The organism is Microbispora rosea, assembly GCF_044460045.1.
GTDB classification, from domain to species: Bacteria; Actinomycetota; Actinomycetes; order Streptosporangiales; family Streptosporangiaceae; genus Microbispora; species Microbispora rosea.
Window position 1 is genome coordinate 324,546 of the sequence record NZ_JBITJO010000004.1, and the last position, 19,494, is coordinate 344,039.

A 19,494-nucleotide genomic window follows, 5' to 3' on the forward strand; every position below is an offset into this window, starting at 1 on the left:
CGCGCAGCGCGCGAGCGATCCAGGTACTGCCGATGCCTGGATGGAGCGGCGCCCGTCGGCGCAGGCTCACTGGCATGGACAACACACCGACAACAGGCACGACCATCCCCACCCCGCCCGGCGCTCCCGGCCTGCTCGACGGCAAGGTCGCCTTCGTCAGCGGCGCCGGACGCGGCATCGGAGCCGCGGCGGCGCGGCTGTTCGCCCGGGAGGGCGCACGAGTGCTGCTCGCGGCCCGCACGGAGGCCCAGCTCAAGACGGTGACCGAGGAGATCCGGGCGACGGGCGGCACCGCCGACTACGTGGTGTGCGACCTGGCCGACACGGAGAGCGTGCGGGCCGCCGTGAACCGCGTGGTGGACCTGTACGGCCGGCTCGACGTCGCTTTCAACAACGGGGCGATCGGCCAGCCGCCCGGCCCGCTGGACCGGATGCAGGAGGCCGACTTCGACCTCGTCTACGCCGTGAACCTCAAGGGCGTCTGGCTGGCCATGGTCGCCGAGGTGGAGGCGATCCGGGCCACCGCGGGCACGGGCGCCATCGTCAACAACTCGTCCGTCGGCAGCTGGGGAGGCAACCCGGAGCTGCCGGCCTACGGTGCGATGAAACGGGCGGTCAACAGCCTCACCGAGTCGGCCGCCGTCACCTACGGCCCCGAAGGCATCCGGGTCAACGCCATCGCCCCCGGCAACACGCTCACCGAGATGATCCGCGCCTGGGAGGCGGAGTCCCCGGGTCTCCAGGAGCGGCTCACGGCCTGGACACCGCTGCGCCGCGGGGCCGACCCGGCCGAGATCGCCGAGGCCGCCGCCTGGCTGCTGAGCGACCGCGCCTCCTTCGTGACCGGCGCCGTCCTGCGGGTCGACGGCGGCGCCCGAGTCTGAGCCAGGGCGGAGATCTTCCCCTGCGGTGCCGGGCCTGCCGGCGGGCTCCGCCCATGTGGTGTCCAGGCCAGCGGACGCGTCCACTGCGGTGGCCGACGCCTCACCTGCGGTTCCCGGGGCCTGCCGGCCGAATCCGGCCACCGACTTCGGCCGCAGCGTTCCGGCCCCGCGTCCGGCTCCCGCGATCCATTGACCGTGCTTATGGATCACGCGCCGGTCATTCCGCCTGCCTGCGGCGTCGTGCCGCTTCCCGGCGAATCAGGTCGCGTCGTAGGCGGCGGCCACTCGTTTGGGCACGACCATGCGCCAGGCGTCGACGACGAGCTCCCGCATCTCGGTCTCGTCGATGGCCGCCATCCTGACCCGGACCCATTGATAGCGCTCGTCCGAGGGCAGGGGCATGACGAACTTCTCCGGCTCGGAGGCCACGAGGGCTTCCCGCTCCTCCTTGGGGAACGCGAAGCCCATCAGGGTCTCGTCCGGGGAGATGGAGATGTACACGATGCCCCTGACCCGGAACTTCACGTGGTCGCGCACCAGCGCTTCCTCGGTGCGGGGCAGCGTCAGCGCGACCCGCCGCACGTCGTCGGCCGTGACCATCAGAGGCCGTCCTCGGCTCGGACGGCCCCCACCGCGGCCGGCAATGAAAGATCGAACGTCGTCACGGACGCACCATAGCCCCGGCCACCGACATTCCGGCCGACGCCGTCGTGCCCCCAGCGGACGGGCTACCTCCCCGGCGGTGCGCACGCACGATGCTCACGGACGGTGCTCACGGACGGCGCTCACGGACGGCGGGCGGCCGCCAGGAACATGGGCACGGCGAGGAACAGCCTGCCCCGCCGCGCGCGGCCGGTCTGTTCCGCGATCCAGTCGTCGGCCTGCCGCCGGGTGACCGCGCCCGCCGCGTACGCCCCCTCGGCGAGGCCGGTGGTGATCGGCAGGAACGACTCGTCCGTGAAGACACCCGTACGGACCTCGGCGGTGACGTCCGCGAAGCCCGCGTCGAGCAGGAGGTTGCGGTGACGGCGGGCCGCGTGCGGGCTGGGCACGGCCTCCGCCCTCGCGTGCACCATGACCCGGCTGAGAGCGGGGTCGTCCGAGTCGATCACGAAGGTGTCCCAGTCCTGCCCCACCAGCACGATCCGCCCGCCCGGGGCGAGCACCCGCCATGCCTCGGCCGCCGCCCGCGCCGGATCATCCAGGGCGTGGTAGACCTTGTCGGCCCGATAACCGGTCAGTTCGCCGTCCCCGAACGGCAGGTCGCAGGCGTCGGCCCGGCGGAACTCCAGGCCCGGGTGCCGGGACCGCTGCTGACGCCCGCCCGTGTCGCGGGCGACCGGCGCCGTTACGGCCCCGGCGACCTCTTCCGGGTGGCCGTGATCCTGCGGGCGAAGGAGGCCGGGCTCGGCCTCGACGAGATCCGCGAGATGATCGCCGCCCGCGCCGCGTCCGAGCGGCGGGAGATCCTCCGGCAGCGACGGGCCGAGCTCCTGCGACGCATAGAACAGGCCCGAGCGGCCCTGGAGGTGGTCGAGTGCGCACTGGGCTGCGACCACGACGACGTCACCGGCTGCGCGCACTTCCAGCAGGCCGTATTCGAACGGATCGGCCTGCCGGCTCCCGCGCCGCTCGCCCCGGACGTCAGGGATGGGCGCGCAGGGCGGCGAGGAGCCAGGCGAAGTCGTCCGCGTGGGACGGTTTCGGCTCCCGGCCGTTGATCACGGCCATGAGGTGCCGATAGCGCTCGGCCTCGGCGAACAGCCCGGCCTCCAGACGCTGTACGACGGCCGCCCGGCCGTCGGCGTCCATGTCGCCGAGCAGGCGGCCGACGACCTCGACGGCCTCGGGCGAGTCGGGGCGCACCCCGTTCTCCCGCGCCTCACCCACCTGCCAGGCGACCTTCTTCGCGAACCACATGAAGCCTCCCGGCCCCTGCCCCCCGCGGTTGCGCGCGTTGTGTTGCACCATGTCGCGCATCCGCCGCCGGAAGCCGGGATCCTGCACGAGCTCGGCGAGCTCCACCCAGGCGTCCACCTGCTCGGGCGTGGGGTCGTCGGGCAGGCCGATCTCGGTGTGCCGCAGCCGGTTCCTGAGCTCCGGGTCGGCGTCCAGGCCGCCGAAGACCTCGTCCACGAAGTTCTCGATGATGCGCCGCCGCTCCTCGGCGGACAGCCGTGCCAGCTCGTTCAACAGTTTCGTCTCCTCCGTGCCGGACCGCCGCCTCGCGACGGTGCTGAGCACCGCGCGCCTGAGCCGCAGGGTGCGGATCTGCGCGTCCAGTGCGTCCACATGGACGGCGGCGATGTCGGCCAGGGTGACCTTCCGCTCCAGCACCCGCCGTACGTCGTCCAGGCCGAGACCGAGATCCCGCAGCGTCCTGATGAGCTCCAGCCGGGCCACGGCGCCGGCGTCGTAGAGCCGGTAGCCTCCCTCGCTCCGCTCCGCAGGCGGCAGCGCGCCGACGTCCGACCAGTATCGGATCGTGCGCACCGGCATCCCGGTGCGGCGGGAGAGCCATCCGATGGTGAACAGCCCCTCGTCGTCCATGACTCCGAGTGTGGTCTCTCCACCGGCTGGAGACTCAAGGGCCGGTTTTCACCGCTATGCCGTGCGCCAGGGAGTCTCTAAGGTGGGCATTGATCACGTGACGGCAGGAGGACCGGATGAGCGACGGCTTCGTGGACGGCCCCGGCGAGGAGCACCGTCCCAAGCTCGACACGAGCGTGCCGCACTCGGCACGCATCTGGAACTACTTCCTGGGCGGCAAGGACCACTTCACCGTCGACCGCGAACTCGGCGAGCAGATCCGGCAGGCGTACCCCGGCATCGTCGACATCGCCCGGCAGTCGCGGGGCTTCCTCGGCCGGGCCGTGCGGCACCTGGCGGGCGAGGTGGGCATCCGGCAGTTCCTCGACATCGGCACCGGCCTGCCGACCGCCGACAACACCCACCAGGTGGCGCAGCGGGTGGCGCCGGAGTCCCGCGTCGTGTACGTGGACAACGACCCCCTCGTGCTGGTGCACGCGAACGCCCTGCTGACCAGCAGCCCGCCCGGCGTGACCGACTACATCGAGGCCGACGTACGCGCTCCCGACGAGATCTTGAGCGCCGCGTCGAAGACGCTCGACTTCCGCGAGCCGGTGGCCCTCATGCTGCTGGGGATCATGGGCCAGGTGCTCGACGACTCGGAGGCGTACGCGATCGTGCGCCGGCTCATGGACGCCCTGCCGTCCGGCAGCCACCTGGTCTTCGAGGACGGCACGAAGGTCGTCCTGCCCGAGGCGGCCGACGAGGCGGAGCGCATCCGCGCCGAGGGCGGCGACCCCTACCGGTTGCGGACGCCCGAGCAGTTCGCGCGCTTCTTCGACGGCCTCACCCTGCTGGAGCCGGGGGTGGTGTCGGTGTCGCGGTGGCGGCCCGACCCCACCCAGCTCGGGGAGGCGTCCGAGGTCGACGCGCTGTGCGGGGTCGCCCGCAAGGACTGACCCGCCCCCCTTCGCTCCGCCCCTGCGTCGCCACCTGTTTCCATGGGTAGGAGTTCCAGGATGGGGACGGGAGGCGCATGGCCGAGATCAACGCGCTGCTCGACGCGATCACGGACGCGATCAGCTCTCACGACGAGGAGCGACTGCTCCGCTGCCTCGCCCCGGGGGCCGTGGTCGTCACGCCTGCGGGGGTGCTGGAGGGTCACGAGCAGATCGGCTGGTACTTCCGGCAGCTTTTCACGGCGTTCCCCGACCTGCACAACGAGATCACCACCCGGGCCGTCCTCGACGACAGCGTCGTCACGGAGTTCACGTTCAGCGGCACCCACACCGGAGTGCTGCTGCTGCCGGGCGGCACGGAGGTCATGGGCACCGGCCGCCGCGTGGTCTTCCCCGCGGCGGTCTCCTACACGATGGGCGACGACGGCGTGTTCTCCAGCGGGCGGTTCTACTACGACCAGGTGGCGTTCTACCGCCAGACGGGCTGCCACCTGCGTCTGCGCAGGACCGTCTGATCTCCCCATACTGGAGCGTGGACTCCGGCCCGCCGCTGCGCGACATCGGCTGCTTTACCCTCGTCGCCCGGCACCTCAGCTTCTCCCGCGCCGCCGCCGAACTGGGCGTCTCCCAGCCCGCCGCGAGCCAGGCCGTCGGCCGTCTCGAGCGCACGCTCGGGGTCCGCCTGTTCGAGCGGACCAGCAGGGAGGTCCACCTGTCGCCGGCCGGCAAGGCGCTGCTGCCGTACGCCGAGGCGCTGCTGGAGTCGGCGGCCGCCTTCTCGGCGGAGGCGAGGCGGCTCGCCGCGCCGGAGGGCGCCGGTGTCCGTCTGGCCTATCCCCCGCCGGTCGGCGGCCTCGCGGCGCGGATCGCCCGCCGGATGGCACGCCTCGATCCCCCGGCCGAGGTGGAACTGTGCCCGGCCGGCCGGGCCGCCGCCCTCGCCGCCCTCGCCGCCGGCGAGGTCACCGCGGCCGTCCTCGCCGCTCCCTTCCCGAGGGAGCTGACCACCGCCGCCCGTTTCCACGTGTCCGTCGGGCATCTGGCCGTGCCGGCCGGGGACCCGCTCGCCGGACTGCCCCGCGTGCAGCCCGAACGGCTCGCGCGGCACCGCGTCCTGCTGCCTCGGGAACGTCCGCCCGGCGGGATGTGGGCGCGGCTCGCCGCCCGCGTCGGGCCGCACCGGCAGCACGTCGTGGCCGACGAGATCGACGACTTCGCCGCGGCGCTCGATCTGGTCGCGGCCGGCGTCGGCCTGCTGCCCACCCCCTCCCTGGTCGTGACGTCCGTCCGCAGGGACGACGTCGCCTTCGTCCCGCTGGACGCGGGCGACCTTCGCCTGACGTACGCGCTCGCGTGGCGGGGTGAACGGCTGTCGGCCGGGCTGATGGCACTCGTGCGTACGGCGCAGGAGTGCCTCTGGACGAGGTAGCGCCCAGGGGTTCCAGGCGCTGACGCCGGAGCACTGATGCGAGAAAGTTTCACGCAGCCTCCCGTGGCGGGACCGTCCGCGACCCCGGAGAACCGGCAGGTGACCGGGCCGGCGTCGTGAATTCCCCAACACCGTGTCGCCGCTTCCTGACAGAGAATTACTTGAAGACTTGACCAGCGACACCGATATCAGCATTCTTGGGGCTAGCCGCCCCGCGCATATTCACCGCTGAATAAGCGAGGCGCGGCAACGTGGTTCACCGACGAACCGCCGAAGCCGTCAGCGACGATGCTGCTTATTTGGGCTTTGACCAGCGGATCTGGGTCTTTTGCTCGCACAACCGCGCGGCTTCGCACCGCCGGACGCCCAATCCGCCGACAATGTGAGCCACAGAACGCAGGAGATGACGGCCGATTTACTTCGCCATGACTGCGAATAGGCGATGGCCGGAGTTTCCCGTTTCCCTTCCGCCGGATCTCAGCTTTTCCGGCGCGTTCCCATCGGCCTGCCCGGATCGTGTCCGCGCGCATGCGACGCGGCCCATCCGGCAGGCACGACAAGAAGGTGATCACATGAAAACGGACCAGATCAGGGGACCAGTCCTCTCGCTTTTCCGCATCGTCACGGGACTGCTGTTCGTCTGCCACGGCGCGGCGACGATCTTCGGCGTGCTGGGCGGCAACCGCGGCACCGGCCACGCCCTGGCGATCGGCACGTGGCCGGGCTGGTGGGCGGCGGCCATCCAGCTGGTGTTCGGGACGCTCGTCCTCGTCGGGCTGCTCACCCGCGTCAGCGCGCTGCTGTGCTCCGGCTCGATGGCGTACGCGTATTTCACCGTCCACCTGCCGCAGGGCCTGTTCCCGATCCAGAACGGCGGCGAGGCGGCGGCAATGTTCTGCTGGTCGTTCTTCCTCGTCGCGGTCTTCGGGCCCGGCGCCTGGGCGCTGGACACGCTGATCCACCGGATGCGGCACCAGGAGGTCGAGACGTACGCGCCCGCGCCGGTGCAGGCGTGACCACATCGCGCCACCGCCCGTAGGGCGAAGTCGAGCGCCGGGCCCGGAGCGGCCCGCGCGCGCGGCGCCTCGCGGCCGGACGTCACACGGGCGTCCGGCCGCGAGTCCGGCGGGCCGCCCTCCCCGGCCCGTTCCCTTCTCAGCGGCCGCCACCGTGGCATCCCATCCAGTGGCCGGATGCGTGAACCTGATCGGCCCCTCGTCCGACTGTGCAATAAGACGGGAGGACGAGATGACCGACGAGCTGCTGGTGGTGCGTGCCCAGCTTGGCGAGCGCGCGGCGCTGGCCGAGCTGGTCGCCCGCTGGCAGATGCCCGTGTGGACGTACGTGCGGCGCATGCTCGATGCCGAGCGGGCCGACGACGTCACCCAGGAGATCTGGCTGGCCGTGATCCGCGGCCTGCCCCGGTTGCGGGAACCCGCCCGGTTCGCGCCCTGGCTGTTCACCATCGCGCGCCGATCGGTCACCGACCGTCTGCGCGGCCAGTACGCCAGGGAACACGAGCACGGGCACGAGACTCTGGCGGCCGGTGACGTGACCGTCGACGATCCCGTGGACGCCGCGGTGGACCGCGCCGAGCTGGTGAGCCTCCTGTCGGGCCTGCCCATGCCGGAGCGGGAGATCCTCGTCCTGTTCTACCTGCAGGACCTCTCGGTGGAGGACTGCGCGCAGATCTGCGAGATCCCCGCCGGGACGGTCAAGTCGCGGCTCAACCGCGCACGGCGCCTGTTGCGCGCGCAGCTGGAGGAGAAGGGATACCGGCCATGACCGAGGAGCCGCCGCTGTCGGCGCGGGAGATGATCGAGCGGCTCGAACCGGCGCTGTCCCGTGCCAGGCGCGTCCGCGCGGTGACGTCGCTGTTGTCCGGGCTGTCGGGCACGGCGTTCGTGACCGCCCTGTGGGCAGGCGAGCCAGGCCCGCTGCCCGGCCGCACGCGGGTGATGTTCGCCCTTCTCGCCGTCATCTGCCTGGCCTGGGCCGGCTACGGCGGATGGCTGCTCATGCGCCGGGTGCCGCTGTTCGCCACCGACCGCGTGATCGCCGCGTGGATCGCCCTGGCCGCCTCGCTGGCCACCACCGCCGCTCTCACCGTGCCGGCGGTGCGGCGCGGCACCGGCCTCGCCCCCGTGCTGGCGATCGGAGGGTTGTTCGTGGCGGCCGCACTGGTGCTGGCCGTGCACGCCCATGCCCGCCGGGCGGCGCTGCTGCGCCGGGCACGCGAGCTCACGGCGACGCATCCGTCCACACCGCGCACGCACACGTCCGAGAACTGACTCGGCGAGACGAAAGGCGCTCGTGATGGCACACAATCCGAAACTCATCCGCCGCCGGTTCGGCAGGACCGCGTTGCTCGCGGTGACCCTGGCCGTCGCCGGAATCCTCCTCGCGGGTGTGCTCATGCTGCTGCTGTGAACGCGACGCGGAGCTGAAAGCGGGGCGGAGCCGAAAGCAGGGCGCAGCTGACGCGGCGCGGAGCTGAAAGTTTCAGCTCCACGCCATGCCCTCGACCTCCCTGACCTGGACGTATCGCTCCGTGACCGGAGCGTGCTTGGATCGCGCGACCTCGCGTACGCACCATCCGGGCGGGAGTCCTCCCGAGATCGTCCCGCCCGCTTCCGGGGCGGCCCCGCACGGCGGGGCCGGCCCGTCGTCCTTTCGAGGGGCACGTGATGCGACTACCGCGACGGCTGCTGAGCGCGAGCACGGCGACCGCACTGGCCGGCGCCCTGCTGGCCGTCACCTCGACTTCCACCCCCGTTGCGGCCGCGTCCTTCAACTACGGCGAGGCGCTGCAGAAGTCGTTCCTGTTCTACGAGGCGCAGGAGTCGGGGCACCTCCCGTCCACCAACCGGGTGACCTGGCGCGCCGACTCGACCGTCAACGACGGGAAGTCCGCCGGGGTGGATCTGTCCGGCGGCTTCTACGACGCGGGCGACCACGTGAAGTTCGGCTTCCCGATGGCGGCCATGACCACCACGCTGGCCTGGGGCGGCGCGGACTACCGGGCGTCCTACGAGCGCTCGGGCCAGCTGCCGTACCTGCTGAACACGCTCCGGCAGTCGAACGACTACTTCATCGACGCCCATCCCGAGCCGAACGTCCTGTACGTCCAGGTCGGCGACGGCGGTGAGGACCACTCCTACTGGGGAGCGCCGGAGACCGTCGAGGCCAAGGGCCACAAGCGACCGGTCTACAAGATCACCGCGTCGTGCCCGGGCACCGACGTCGCCGCCGAGACCGCCGCCGCGATGGCCGCCTCGTCGGTCGTCTTCCGGCCCACCGACCCGTCGTACGCCGACACGCTGCTCACCCACGCCAAGCAGCTGTTCACGTTCGCCGACACGACCAAGGGCACGAACGGCCGCGACACGGCGTACGTGAACTGCGTCAGCGCCGCGCAGGGGTTCTACAACTCCACGGGCGAGGGCGGGCAGGTCGAGGGCGCCACGAAGATGTACTGGGACGAGCTGGCCTGGGCCTCCGTCTGGCTCTACCGGGCCACCGGCACCGCGAGCTACCTCGACCGGGCCCGCGAGTTCTACCCGAAGATGGGCACCCAGGAGGATCCGGGCAGCAACGGGCAGCAGGTGCCGGTCTTCAACTTCGGCTTCGGCTGGAACGACAAGCAGTACGCCGTCTACGAGCAGATGGCCGAGCTGACCGGCGAGCAGAAGTACAAGGACGACGTCCAGCGCTACCTCGACTACTGGACGGTCGGATACAAGGGCAAGAAGGGCACGATCACGCCCGGCGGCCTGGCGTACATCTTCTACTGGGCCTCGCTGCGCATGGCCGCCAACACGGCCTTCGTCGCGATGAGGTACGCCGACTTCCTCGGCTCGGGCGACTCGCTGTACGCGCGCTACCACGACTTCGGCAAACGGCAGGTCGACTACGCGCTGGGCGACAACCCCAGGCACTCCAGCTACATGATCGGCTTCGGGACCAACCCGCCGCGCAACCCGCACCACCGCGGCGCGCACGGCTCCTGGACCAACGCCGGTCCCGACGGCGAGCCCACCGTCAGCAGGCACATCCTGTACGGCGCGCTGGTCGGCGGCCCGGACGGCGCCGACGCCTACACCGACAGCCGCGGCGACTACGTGAAGAACGAGGTCGCGCTCGACTTCAACTCCGGCATCACCAGCTCGCTCGCCGTCCTCTACGGCGAGTACGGCGGCTCGCCCCTGGCCACGCTGCCGCGCGAGACGCCCGACGGCCCGGAGTTCTCCCTGGAGCCGACCATCACCCACACGAGCCGGGAGACGGCGGCCAAGACGTTCGTCATCAACAAGTCGGCCTGGCCGGCGACCGTGCTCGACAAGGCGAAGTTCCGCTACTACTTCACGCTCGACGGCTCGACGACGGCGAGCCAGGTCACGGTGAGCACCTCCTACACGCAGTGCAAGCAGCCCACCGGGCCGCACCTGCTGGAGGGGCGCACCTACTACGCCGAGGTCGACTGCACCGGAACGCTCATCTTCCCCGGCGGCCAGTCGGAGTATCGCCGCGAGGTGCAGCTGCGCATCGGCGTGGCCGACGGCGCGACCTGGGATCCGTCCAACGACTGGTCGGCCAAGGGCGCGGACCACATGACGCTGTACGGCAACGACGGCCGCGTCATCTGGGGCACGCCGCCCGGCGCCGAGCCCTCGCCCAGCCCGTCGCCGTCACGGTCGCCCTCACCGTCGCCATCCGCCTCCCCGTCGCCCTCGCCCTCGCCCTCGGCGTCCCCTTCGGCGTCGCCGTCCCCCAGCCCGTCCCCCAGCCCGTCGCCGTCGCCCAGCCCCTCACCGAGCCCGTCCCCCTCCCCCTCTCCGTCTCCGTCCCCGTCCGCTGGTGGCGGGTGCAGGGTGACGTACGCGCCCAACGACTGGGGCGGCGGGTTCACCGCGACCGTCACGATCGCCAACACCGGCACCACCGCGATCAACGGCTGGACCCTCAAGTTCGCCTTCCCCGGCAACCAGAAGATCAGCCCGCCCGGCTGGTCGGCCACGTGGACCCAGACCGGCACCGCCGTCACCGCCACCGGCTTCGACTGGAACAAGACCATCAACCCCGGCCAGTCCGTCCAGATCGGCTTCCAGGGCACCTACACCGGCGGCAACCCCAGCCCGGCCGCCTTCACCCTCAACGGCACCACCTGCTCCTGAGATGAGGCCATCGATGAGACTCCTGTCCCTGGGCGGGGTGGCCGCCGTACTGGCCGCCCTGCTCGTCCCGGGCCCGGCGCCCGCTCAGGCGGCGAGCTCGTACAACTACACCGAGGCCCTGCAGAAGTCGATCTACTTCTACGAGGCGCAGCAGTCCGGCAAGAAGCCCGCCTGGAGCCGGGTGGAGTGGCGCGGCGACCGCACGCTGAACGACGGCAAGGCCGCGGGGGTGGACCTGTCCGGCGGCTGGTACGACGCGGGCGACCACGTCAAGTTCGGCTTCCCGATGGCGTTCACCACGACGATGCTGGCCTGGGGCCTGGTCGAGAACCGCACCGGTTACGGGACCCAGCTCACGCCCATGCTGAACAACCTCAAGTGGGCCACCGACTACCTGATCGCCGCCCATCCCGAGCCGGAGACGTTGTACGTCCAGGTGGGCGACGGCAGCGTCGACCACGCGTACTGGGGTCCGCCCGAGGTGATCGACATCAAGGGCATGGCGCGGCCGGTCTACAAGATCACCCCGACGTGCAAGGGCACCGACGTCGTCGCCGAGACGGCGGCGGCGATGGCGGCCTCCTCGATGGCCTTCCGGCCGGCCGACCCGTCGTACGCCGACACGCTGCTCACCCACGCGAAGCAGCTGTTCACGTTCGCCGACACGACCAAGGGCTCCAACGGCCAGGACACGGCGTACACGAGCTGCGTGCCGGGCATCTCCGGCTACTACAACTCGACCTGGGAGGGCGGCTCCGACCACCCGGGCGCGACCAAGATGTACTGGGACGAACTGGCCTGGGCGGCCGTGTGGCTCTACCAGGCCACCGGCACCGGGAGCTACCTCGACAAGGCCCGCGAGTTCTATCCCAAGATGGGTAGCGAGCCCGACGCGGGCCAGGGCGCGGGCGGCACGGCCGTCCCGGCGTACACCTTCGGCCTCGGCTGGAACGACAAGGAGTACGGCGTCTACGCGCTGATGGCCACGCTGACGGGCGAGCAGCAGTACAAGGACGACGTCCAGCGCTACCTCGACTACTGGACCACGGGCTACAAGGGCAAGAAGGGACCGGTCACCCCCGGCGGCCTGGCCTACATCTTCAACTGGGCCTCGCTGCGCATGGCGCTGAACACCGCGTGGGTGGCCCTCGTCTACGCCGACCACCTCGGCCCGGACGACCCCCTCTACGCCCGCTACCACGACTTCGCCAAGCGGCAGGTCGACTACGCGCTCGGGGACAACCCCCGCCACTCCAGCTACATGGTCGGCTTCGGGACGAACCCGCCCACGCACGTCCACCACCGGGCGGCCAGCGGCCAGTACCTCGGCTACATGAGCGACACCAGCGGCCCGAACCTGCACGTCCTGTACGGCGCGCTCGCCGGCGGCCCGGACCAGACCGACGCCTACACCGACAGCCGCACGGACTACGTCCGCAACGAGGTCGCCATCGACTACAACTCCGGCATCACCAACGTGCTCGCGCGGTTCGCCAAGGAGTACGGCGGGACGCCGGTGGCGGGCTTCCCCGCCCCGGAGAGCAAGTACGACGAGATCCACGCCGAGACCGGCAACGTCTACACCGGCGTGGACGGCACCTCGCTGAGCGTCACCATCACCAACACGTCGAACTGGCCGCCGCGCGTCCTCCAGTCGGGCAAGGCGCGCTACTACTTCACGCTTGACGGCTCCATCTCCGTCTCCCAGGTGAAGGTGACCGGCGGAGACAGCAACGGCTGTGCCGTGACCGGGCCGACGCTCGCGCAGGACCGCACCTACTACGCCGAGGTGGACTGCACCGGCAAGCCCATCTATCCCGGCGACGCCCAGCTCTACCGCCGCAGCACGCAACTGCGGATCTCGGTGCCGAACGGCGCGACCTGGGACCCGTCCAACGACTGGTCGGCGTCGGCGGCCTCGCACGTGCCGGTATACGACGGGAACACGCTGGTGTGGGGCACGCCGCCCGGCGGCACGCCCAGCCCGTCCCCCTCGCCGTCGCCTTCCCCGTCCCCCTCGCCGTCGCCGTCTCCCTCACCGTCGCCCTCGCCGTCGGCTTCGGTGGACACCACGCCGCCGAGCGCGCCCACCGGGCTGTGGGTCTGCGGAGCGGACTTCGTCAACGCCGTCCCGATGTGCTGGACGGCCTCGACCGACGACACCGGGGTCACCGGCTATGACGTCTACATGAAGCAGGGCACGAGCTTCACCAAGATCGGCTCGTCCACGTCCACGCTGTACGTCGCCGACAAGCTGGTGGCCGGAACCAGCTACACGTTCTACGTGGTGGCCAGGGACGCGGCCGGCAACACCAGCCAGCCCTCGGCCACGCTCACCGCGACCGCCCAGTCGGGCCTGCCCACCCCGTCCCCCTCGCCCAGCCCCTCTCGGTCGCCGTCGCCGTCGCCCAGCCCGTCTCCGTCACCGTCACCGTCTCCGTCACCGTCTGCCGGTGGCGGGTGCAAGGTGACCTACGGGACCAGCGACTGGGGCGGCGGCTTCACCGCGACCGTCACGATCGCCAACACCGGCACCACGACGATCAACGGCTGGACCCTGAAGTTCGCCTTCCCCGGCAACCAGACGATCACGCCTCCCGGCTGGTCGGCCACCTGGGCCCAGACCGGAGCCAACGTCACCGCCACCAGCCTCGACTGGAACAAGGCCATCAACCCCGGCCAGTCCATCCAGATCGGCTTCAACGGCGCCTACACCGGCAGCAACCCCAAACCCACCGCCTTCACCCTCAACGGCACCACCTGCTCCTGATCCCGCCGACGGCCCGGCGCGTCCCCCGATGCGCCGGGCCGCCCCCATCGGAAAGGTGAACCACATGCCCGTCAAGGGTCTCCGTCCGGTCTCCGTGATCCTGGGCGCCGGCCTCGCGCTCGCCGCGTCCGCCGCGCCTGCCGTCGGCGCCGCGGACACCACCCCGCCCAGCGCGCCGGGAACGCTGTTCCACTGCCCGCTGCCCGGCGCGCCCGGGTCGGGCCTCGGCATCGGCGTGTCGCTGTGCTGGGGCGCCGCTACCGACGACGTCGGGGTGACCGGCTACGACGTCCAGGTCAAACAGGACGGCGTCTTCACGGCCATCCGTACGACGACCGGCACCGGTTCCATCGTCAGCGGCCTCACCCTTGGGCAGTCGTACACGTTCCGGGTCATCGCCAGGGACGCGGCCGGGAACGCCGGCTCGCCGTCCAACGAGGTGACGCAGGCCGCGAACTATCTCAGCGGCATGTCGCCGTCCGCTCCCCCGCCCAGCCCGTCGCCGATCGACCGGACCCCGCCGACCCGCCCGGAGGGGCTGGGACCGTACAGCGTCTACATCAACGGAGCGGCGGGCCTGACCTGGACCCGCTCCACCGACAACGTGGCGGTGTCCGGCTACGACGTGTACGCCTGGATCGACGGCGCCTTCAGCAAGGTGCCGGCCCAGGTCTCCACGCCGGCCGACGACAAGGTCCTCGCGATCGTGGGCCTCACTCCGGGGCGCGACTACCTGTTCTACGTCGTGGCGAAGGACGCCGCAGGCAACCTCAGCGCGCCCTCCGACCTGGTCCGCCAGCGGGCCATGGTCGAGCCGCCCGCCCCCAGCCCGAGCCCCGGAACGGACACCACCCCGCCCGGCACCCCGACCGGGCTGACATCGGTGAGCGGGATGGACATCCCCGGGGGAGTCTTCCTCGCCTGGAACAGCGTCAGCGACGACAGCGGGGTCCCGTCCAAGTACGACCTCTTCCGCCAGACCGACCACGGCTACGCCTACGAGGGCGAGAACGGCATCCCCCGCGACATCGTCTCGGGCCTCGAAGGCGGCAAGCCGTACACCTTCCAGGTCGTCGCCCGCGACGCCGCCGGCAACCTGAGCAACCCCTCCGCGCCGTACACGGCCGTCGCGCAGCCGGGCGGAACCTCCTCGCCCAGCCCGTCGCCGTCCGCGTCCTCCGGTACCGCGTGCAAGGTCACGTACGCGCCCACCACCTGGGGCGGCGGGTTCACCGCCACTGTCACGATCACCAACACCGGCACCGCCGCCATCGCCGGATGGAAGCTCGGCTTCAGCTTCCCGCTCGCCTCCCAGCGGGTCACCAACGGATGGTCGGCCGTCTGGACCCAGTCCGGCACCGCGGTCACGGCCGAGAACTACGAATGGAACAAGACGATCAAGCCGGGCCAGTCGCTGTACCTCGGCTTCAACGGCGCCTACTCCGGTGAGAACCCCCCGCCCGCCGCCTTCACCCTCAACGGAAACGCCTGCACGATGACGTGACACGTGGCGACCGACGCCATCCGCGTTCATGCACCACGACCATGGAGCACGGATCTGTCATACCTCTCTTCTACCCGGTAGAATTCTGGTATGACTGCTGACATGACCAGCATCAAAGTCCCCAAGGCGCTCCGAGACGAGCTCAACGAGCTGGCCAATCAGTCCGGACGCGGGACGACGCTGGCCGACGTGCTGAACCAGCTCCTCGAAGAGCACAAGACGACCCGCCTTCGCCAACGGCTGGCCTTCGAGGAGCTCCTCGCACGGGCGAAGGCGGACCCCGACGCCGTCGCCAAGGCCGAACGCCTCACGCAGGGGGCGATCGAGCACTTGCGGCGACCCCAGGCTTCATGAGCGTCGGATACGTCCTCGACGACGTCACGATCAGCGAACTCGGCAGAGGTGATCTGGTCGTCGCGAATCTCGTCGCGGCCTTGGACGAGCACACCATCCGCGTCAGCGTGCCCGCCATCGCGCTCGCCTCGGCGCAGCACACCCTGAGCGAATCCCAGACCGAGGCCGTCCACGGAATGATCCACCGGCTGGAGCACGTCCGGCTGGAGCCGATCGCATCCACCGAGGATGTGCTCCGCCTGTCGGCGGTCTCGGTGCGGCTGACCGAGCAGCAGGACATACCCGCGGCGCACACCGTGGCCGTGGCCCGTTATCTCGGCTTCCCCATCCTCGCCACAGACCTCAAACGGTGGGAGCCGGTCCGCGCGCACCTGCCATGGCAGCTCGACATCTACGAGATCAGCGATTCGGACTGACTCTCCCGACCGGCCTGCGGGTGCCTGGGAAGATACGGGGATGACCGACGCCCTGCCCGGGCTTGAGCCCGGCGCCCCATCCCCCACCGCACCCGCGACATCCCCGCGGCGCGCGGCCGGATACGAGATCGAGGATGAGCTGCGTGCCGCGGGGGCGGTCCATGTCGCGGGCGTGGACGAGGTCGGCCGCGGCGCGTGGGCGGGCCCGGTGATGGTCTGCGCGGCCGTCACCGCCTTCGGCCCGCCGCCCGAGCTGCCGGGACGCGGGGAGCGCACGGTCCGGCTGACCGATTCCAAGCTGCTCGGCCCGGCCCAGCGGGAGGCGTTCGCCGCGGTCCTGCCCGAGTGGCTCACCTGTCACGCGTACGGCGCGGCCGGACCGGAGGAGATCGACGAGGTCGGCATGACCGAGGCGCTGCGCCGGGCCGCGTGCCGTGCACTGGAGGCCCTGCCGCTGCGGCCCGACGTGGTGCTCCTCGACGGCGCGCACGACTTCCTCGGCCGGCCGTGGCGGGTGCGGTGCGAGGTCAAGGCCGACCAGCGCTCGGTGTCGGTGGCCGCCGCGTCGGTGCTGGCCAAGGTCCACCGCGACCGCCTGATGGCGGAGATCGGCGAGGAGCACCCGGCGTACGGCTTCGCCGCCAACGCGGGCTACCCCTCCCCCGTCCACCAGCAGGCGCTGGCGGAGACGGGCCCGACCCCCCACCACCGGCTCTCGTGGTCCTACCTCGACGACCTCCCCCAGTGGCGGCACCTGCGCAAACACCGCGACCCCCTCGCGGGCTCCGGTCAGATGACCCTCCTCTGAGGCTTCGGCGGCGGGCCGGTCGCGGCATGGCCCGGCGAGATCGTCGCCGCCGTGACCGGCCCGCCGTCAGCTACGGAGGTCAGGGCCGGCGGCCGAGGGCGTCCACCCAGCCGGCGTCCTCCAGGGTGACCCGGAGGTAGGGGGCGGACGCGCCGTCCCCCGCCACCTCGTACTGCAGCAGCCTGGCCGAGCCCGGGTCCACGATGATCCGATACTCGACGGACTCGCCGTGGTCGCCGGGTTCGGTCGCCGCCAGGGCCGCCCCTGTCCGCCCCAGCGAATCGGCACGCTCGCCCAGCGCGGTCAGGCCCTGCTCACCGGCCAGCACCCGGAACAGCGCGGCCCGCGTGCCCGGCGTGATCGGGGCGTTCAGCAGGTCGACGGCCGTCTGCCACAGGTAGACCGAGAAGTCCTCGTCCGTGCCGCCGGACGGGCGTGCCCGGTACAGCTCGTGCAGACGCCGCCCCAACGCCTTCTCGCCGGTGGGCAACCGGTCCACGTTCCGGATGGTGAGGCTGGGGTTGTCGATCGACAGGACCCGGTCGAGCCGGTCGTCGTCGACGGTCCGGCCCCCCTTGATCAGACGGGGCGATCCCGAGCTGCGCCACTTCTCCTCGTCCTCCGGCGAGCCGAACGTGATCTTCCCGTCGGACCTGCGGACGTTGCGGTTGACGTCCCCCTTCGCCCGGGCACGCCAGCTCTCGTCGGTGCTGCCCGAATAGGCGGCGTACGCCAAGTCGCTCGTCTTCTTCAGTTTGCTCACCTGCGCGTCCAGCCACCGGTCGGCGGCCTCCTTCGAACCGGACGCCGCTCTCCTGTCCCGCTCGGCGGCCAGAGCCTTCAGCTTGGCGACATACGCGTCTTCGTCCACCCGGACCCGGCTGAAGGTGCGCTCGCGGGTGTACCAGTAGCGGCCGGTGCTCGCCGGAGTCCTCGCCGCGCTCTCGGCGGCGGCCAGCAGCACGCTACGGGCGTCGAGGGCGGCGGGACGGGTGGCGACGGTCCGCGAAAGCGCGGCCGAGGGGGCCGGCCCGGGCTGCGGGGCCACGTGGGGAGCGACGATCACTGCTGCGGCGAGCCCGGCGGCCGCCAGGCCGCCACTCAGAAGCAACGGGCGCCGCCTGAACGGTACGGCCGCCTTCGGCGGTGCGGGCGGGGTGCGGAAGGCACGGGCGAGGTCGTCCGCGCGGTGGCGGCTGTGGGCCGCCTCGGTCAGCTCGTCCAGCCGTGCGGGCTTGAGCTGGGCGAACATACGGTCGGTCATGCGTTCCTCCGGGGAAGTGCTGCGAGGGGGTTCGGCGGCCATCACGTCTCCTCCGCCAACCGCTGCCTGCCGGCGGCGGTCCGCGCCGGTGAGGTGCTCCTGCTCGATTCGGCGCGTAACGCCCGGACCAGTCGTTTGCGGGCACGATGCAGCCGCACGTTGTAGGTGCGGGTGGAGCAGCCCATGACGGCTGCGGCCTGCTCGGGCGGCAGGCCGTGCCAGCTCGCCAGCGCCATCGCCTCCACGTCCTGCTCGGGCAGGGTCGCCAGCGCGGCCAGCGCGGTGTCCCGGTCAACGACATGGTCGGCGATGTCCCAGGCCACGTTGTCGCGCTCGGTGCCGAGCGCGGCGATGCGGTCCACCAGCGCCTTGCGCCGGCCACGCGAGTCGCGCTGCTTGGCCAGCAGGTTGCGGGCCACGCCGAGCAACCAGGGCAGCACGGGCTCGGGCAGCTCGGCCAGGCGCCGCCAGGCGACCAGGAAGGTCTCGCTGCACACGTCCTCGGCGACGCTGTGGTCGGCGCGCAGCAGTGCGTATCCCAGCACCGCCCGGTAATGCCGGTCGTAGAGGTTCGTGAAGCGTTCTTCGGAATCGTTCACGCCAAGTAGTCCTCGCAGAAGCCCCAGGATTACCACCGAACCCGAAAAGCCGAACCCCGAAGGGGGTTCGGCAGCGCGAGACGTGGACAAGCCGGCGCCCCGCCGGACATCCGCACGGCGGGGCGGTGGAGGCGGGCGATCAGCTCCATGGGGCCGCCGGGCACCTCGGTTACGCCGTCGTCCGGCTTAAGGCTGCCGAGCGGTTCGACGACACTGCGGCCGAGTTCGGCATGGGGTGGGCGGATCGGGGCGGGCGGATCGTGGCGGGCGAGCGCGCGAGAGGACCGGCCTCACCGGACAGCGCGGGAGTTCCCGGCCCTCCTACGCGACGTGGTCGCCGGGGGTCAGCCCCATGCCGTCGGGCACGGCGGCGGGGTCGGAGCCCACGTGCAGCGGCTTGTTGTCCTTGTCGACGAAGACGACGCGGGGCTTGAGCGCCTTGACCTCCTCCTCGGCGACCAGCGCGTACGCGATGATGATCACAAGGTCGCCGACCGAGATGAGGCGGGCGGCGGCGCCGTTGATTCCGATGACGCCGGAGCCCGCCGGGCCCTCGATCACATAGGTGGACAGGCGGTTGCCGTTGTCGATGTCGACGATGTCGACCTTCTCACCCTCGACGAGGTCGGCCTCGGCCATCAGGTCCGCGTCGATGGTCACCGAGCCGACGTAGTGCAGATCGGCCTGCGTGACGGTCGCGCGGTGGATCTTCGACTTCATCAGCGTGCGGAACATGGTCTCCCACCGGGGTGCGGACTGCCCTCCTTACGAGCGCCCTCGATGCTATGTCACACGCCTGACCGG

General features: G+C 71.3%; 20 protein-coding genes. 14 read left to right on the forward strand and 6 right to left on the reverse strand.

Annotated elements, in window-relative coordinates:
• The first annotated feature begins 74 nt into the window (after positions 1-74).
• The gene (locus tag ACIBK1_RS18810; RefSeq protein ID WP_030510605.1) at positions 75-884 is read left to right on the forward strand and encodes an SDR family NAD(P)-dependent oxidoreductase; all 810 of its coding nucleotides are present in this window, start codon (positions 75-77) and stop codon (positions 882-884) included.
• A 258-nt stretch (positions 885-1,142) separates the two neighbouring features.
• Here ACIBK1_RS18810 and ACIBK1_RS18815 read toward each other — a convergent pair whose 3' ends face one another.
• Together ACIBK1_RS18815 and ACIBK1_RS18820 are read right to left on the reverse strand one after the other, a co-directional pair.
• Positions 1,143-1,484, reverse strand: a complete 342-nt coding sequence (locus ACIBK1_RS18815) for an MmcQ/YjbR family DNA-binding protein (protein WP_363534378.1) — start codon at positions 1,482-1,484, stop codon at positions 1,143-1,145.
• 185 nt (positions 1,485-1,669) lie between these two features.
• Positions 1,670-2,395, reverse strand: a complete 726-nt coding sequence (locus ACIBK1_RS18820; RefSeq protein ID WP_396737248.1) for a methyltransferase domain-containing protein — start codon at positions 2,393-2,395, stop codon at positions 1,670-1,672.
• Between ACIBK1_RS18820 and ACIBK1_RS18825 the strand changes: the two genes are divergently transcribed.
• Complete coding sequence (locus ACIBK1_RS18825) at positions 2,315-2,605, forward strand: hypothetical protein (protein WP_396736409.1); 291 nt, start codon at positions 2,315-2,317, stop codon at positions 2,603-2,605. The two genes, ACIBK1_RS18820 and ACIBK1_RS18825, sit on opposite strands and share 81 nt — an antisense overlap.
• Here ACIBK1_RS18825 and ACIBK1_RS18830 read toward each other — a convergent pair.
• Complete coding sequence (locus ACIBK1_RS18830; RefSeq protein WP_030510608.1) at positions 2,529-3,434, reverse strand: helix-turn-helix domain-containing protein; 906 nt, start codon at positions 3,432-3,434, stop codon at positions 2,529-2,531. The two genes, ACIBK1_RS18825 and ACIBK1_RS18830, sit on opposite strands and share 77 nt — an antisense overlap.
• Positions 3,435-3,550: 116 nt before the next feature.
• Here ACIBK1_RS18830 and ACIBK1_RS18835 point away from each other — a divergent pair, with 116 nt between their 5' ends.
• The 12 genes from ACIBK1_RS18835 (at position 3,551) to ACIBK1_RS18890 (ending at position 16,827) form a co-directional block, all read left to right on the forward strand.
• Entirely contained in the window at positions 3,551-4,372 is an 822-nt protein-coding gene (locus ACIBK1_RS18835) for an SAM-dependent methyltransferase (protein WP_030510609.1), read from the forward strand.
• A 77-nt stretch (positions 4,373-4,449) separates the two neighbouring features.
• Entirely contained in the window at positions 4,450-4,887 is a 438-nt protein-coding gene (locus ACIBK1_RS18840) for an ester cyclase (RefSeq protein WP_396736414.1), read from the forward strand.
• A gap of 17 nt (positions 4,888-4,904) precedes the next feature.
• Complete coding sequence (locus ACIBK1_RS18845) at positions 4,905-5,801, forward strand: LysR family transcriptional regulator (RefSeq protein WP_030510611.1); 897 nt, start codon at positions 4,905-4,907, stop codon at positions 5,799-5,801.
• Between the two features lie 572 nt (positions 5,802-6,373).
• Positions 6,374-6,817: a DoxX family protein gene (locus ACIBK1_RS18850; protein ID WP_051762230.1), complete on the forward strand. Its 444-nt coding sequence runs from the start codon at positions 6,374-6,376 to the stop codon at positions 6,815-6,817.
• A 232-nt stretch (positions 6,818-7,049) separates the two neighbouring features.
• Positions 7,050-7,586 (forward strand): RNA polymerase sigma factor, encoded by a 537-nt coding sequence (locus tag ACIBK1_RS18855; RefSeq protein WP_387074614.1) that lies wholly within the window; start codon positions 7,050-7,052, stop codon positions 7,584-7,586.
• On the forward strand, positions 7,583-8,092 hold the full coding sequence (locus ACIBK1_RS18860) for a hypothetical protein (protein WP_396736419.1): 510 nt from the start codon (positions 7,583-7,585) through the stop codon (positions 8,090-8,092). The genes ACIBK1_RS18855 and ACIBK1_RS18860 overlap by 4 nt, the downstream gene beginning before the upstream one ends.
• A gap of 396 nt (positions 8,093-8,488) precedes the next feature.
• Entirely contained in the window at positions 8,489-10,975 is a 2,487-nt protein-coding gene (locus ACIBK1_RS18865) for a glycoside hydrolase family 9 protein (RefSeq protein ID WP_396736421.1), read from the forward strand.
• Positions 10,976-10,988: 13 nt separating this feature from the next.
• Positions 10,989-13,745, forward strand: coding sequence for a glycoside hydrolase family 9 protein (locus tag ACIBK1_RS18870; RefSeq protein ID WP_396736424.1), 2,757 nt, complete (start codon positions 10,989-10,991; stop codon positions 13,743-13,745).
• A gap of 64 nt (positions 13,746-13,809) precedes the next feature.
• Complete coding sequence (locus ACIBK1_RS18875; protein WP_396736427.1) at positions 13,810-15,249, forward strand: cellulose binding domain-containing protein; 1,440 nt, start codon at positions 13,810-13,812, stop codon at positions 15,247-15,249.
• Positions 15,250-15,339: 90 nt separating this feature from the next.
• The gene (locus ACIBK1_RS18880; protein WP_156081105.1) at positions 15,340-15,603 is read left to right on the forward strand and encodes a hypothetical protein; all 264 of its coding nucleotides are present in this window, start codon (positions 15,340-15,342) and stop codon (positions 15,601-15,603) included.
• A complete protein-coding gene (locus tag ACIBK1_RS18885; RefSeq protein WP_363535197.1) occupies positions 15,600-16,019 on the forward strand; it encodes a hypothetical protein in 420 nt (139 codons plus the stop codon). Before ACIBK1_RS18880 ends, ACIBK1_RS18885 begins: the two co-directional genes overlap by 4 nt.
• A gap of 40 nt (positions 16,020-16,059) precedes the next feature.
• Positions 16,060-16,827: a ribonuclease HII gene (locus tag ACIBK1_RS18890; protein WP_030510620.1), complete on the forward strand. Its 768-nt coding sequence runs from the start codon at positions 16,060-16,062 to the stop codon at positions 16,825-16,827.
• A gap of 79 nt (positions 16,828-16,906) precedes the next feature.
• On the opposite strand, the gene ACIBK1_RS18895 is transcribed toward ACIBK1_RS18890, so the two are convergent.
• The 3 genes from ACIBK1_RS18895 to panD all read right to left on the reverse strand — a co-directional run bounded on the left by ACIBK1_RS18895 (position 16,907) and on the right by panD (position 19,425).
• Positions 16,907-18,091, reverse strand: a complete 1,185-nt coding sequence (locus tag ACIBK1_RS18895) for a CU044_5270 family protein (protein WP_396736431.1) — start codon at positions 18,089-18,091, stop codon at positions 16,907-16,909.
• A gap of 41 nt (positions 18,092-18,132) precedes the next feature.
• On the reverse strand, positions 18,133-18,690 hold the full coding sequence (locus ACIBK1_RS18900; RefSeq protein ID WP_357313064.1) for an RNA polymerase sigma factor: 558 nt from the start codon (positions 18,688-18,690) through the stop codon (positions 18,133-18,135).
• A gap of 321 nt (positions 18,691-19,011) precedes the next feature.
• Complete coding sequence (gene panD / locus ACIBK1_RS18905; RefSeq protein ID WP_076441633.1) at positions 19,012-19,425, reverse strand: aspartate 1-decarboxylase; 414 nt, start codon at positions 19,423-19,425, stop codon at positions 19,012-19,014.
• Between the last annotated feature and the right edge of the window lie 69 nt (positions 19,426-19,494).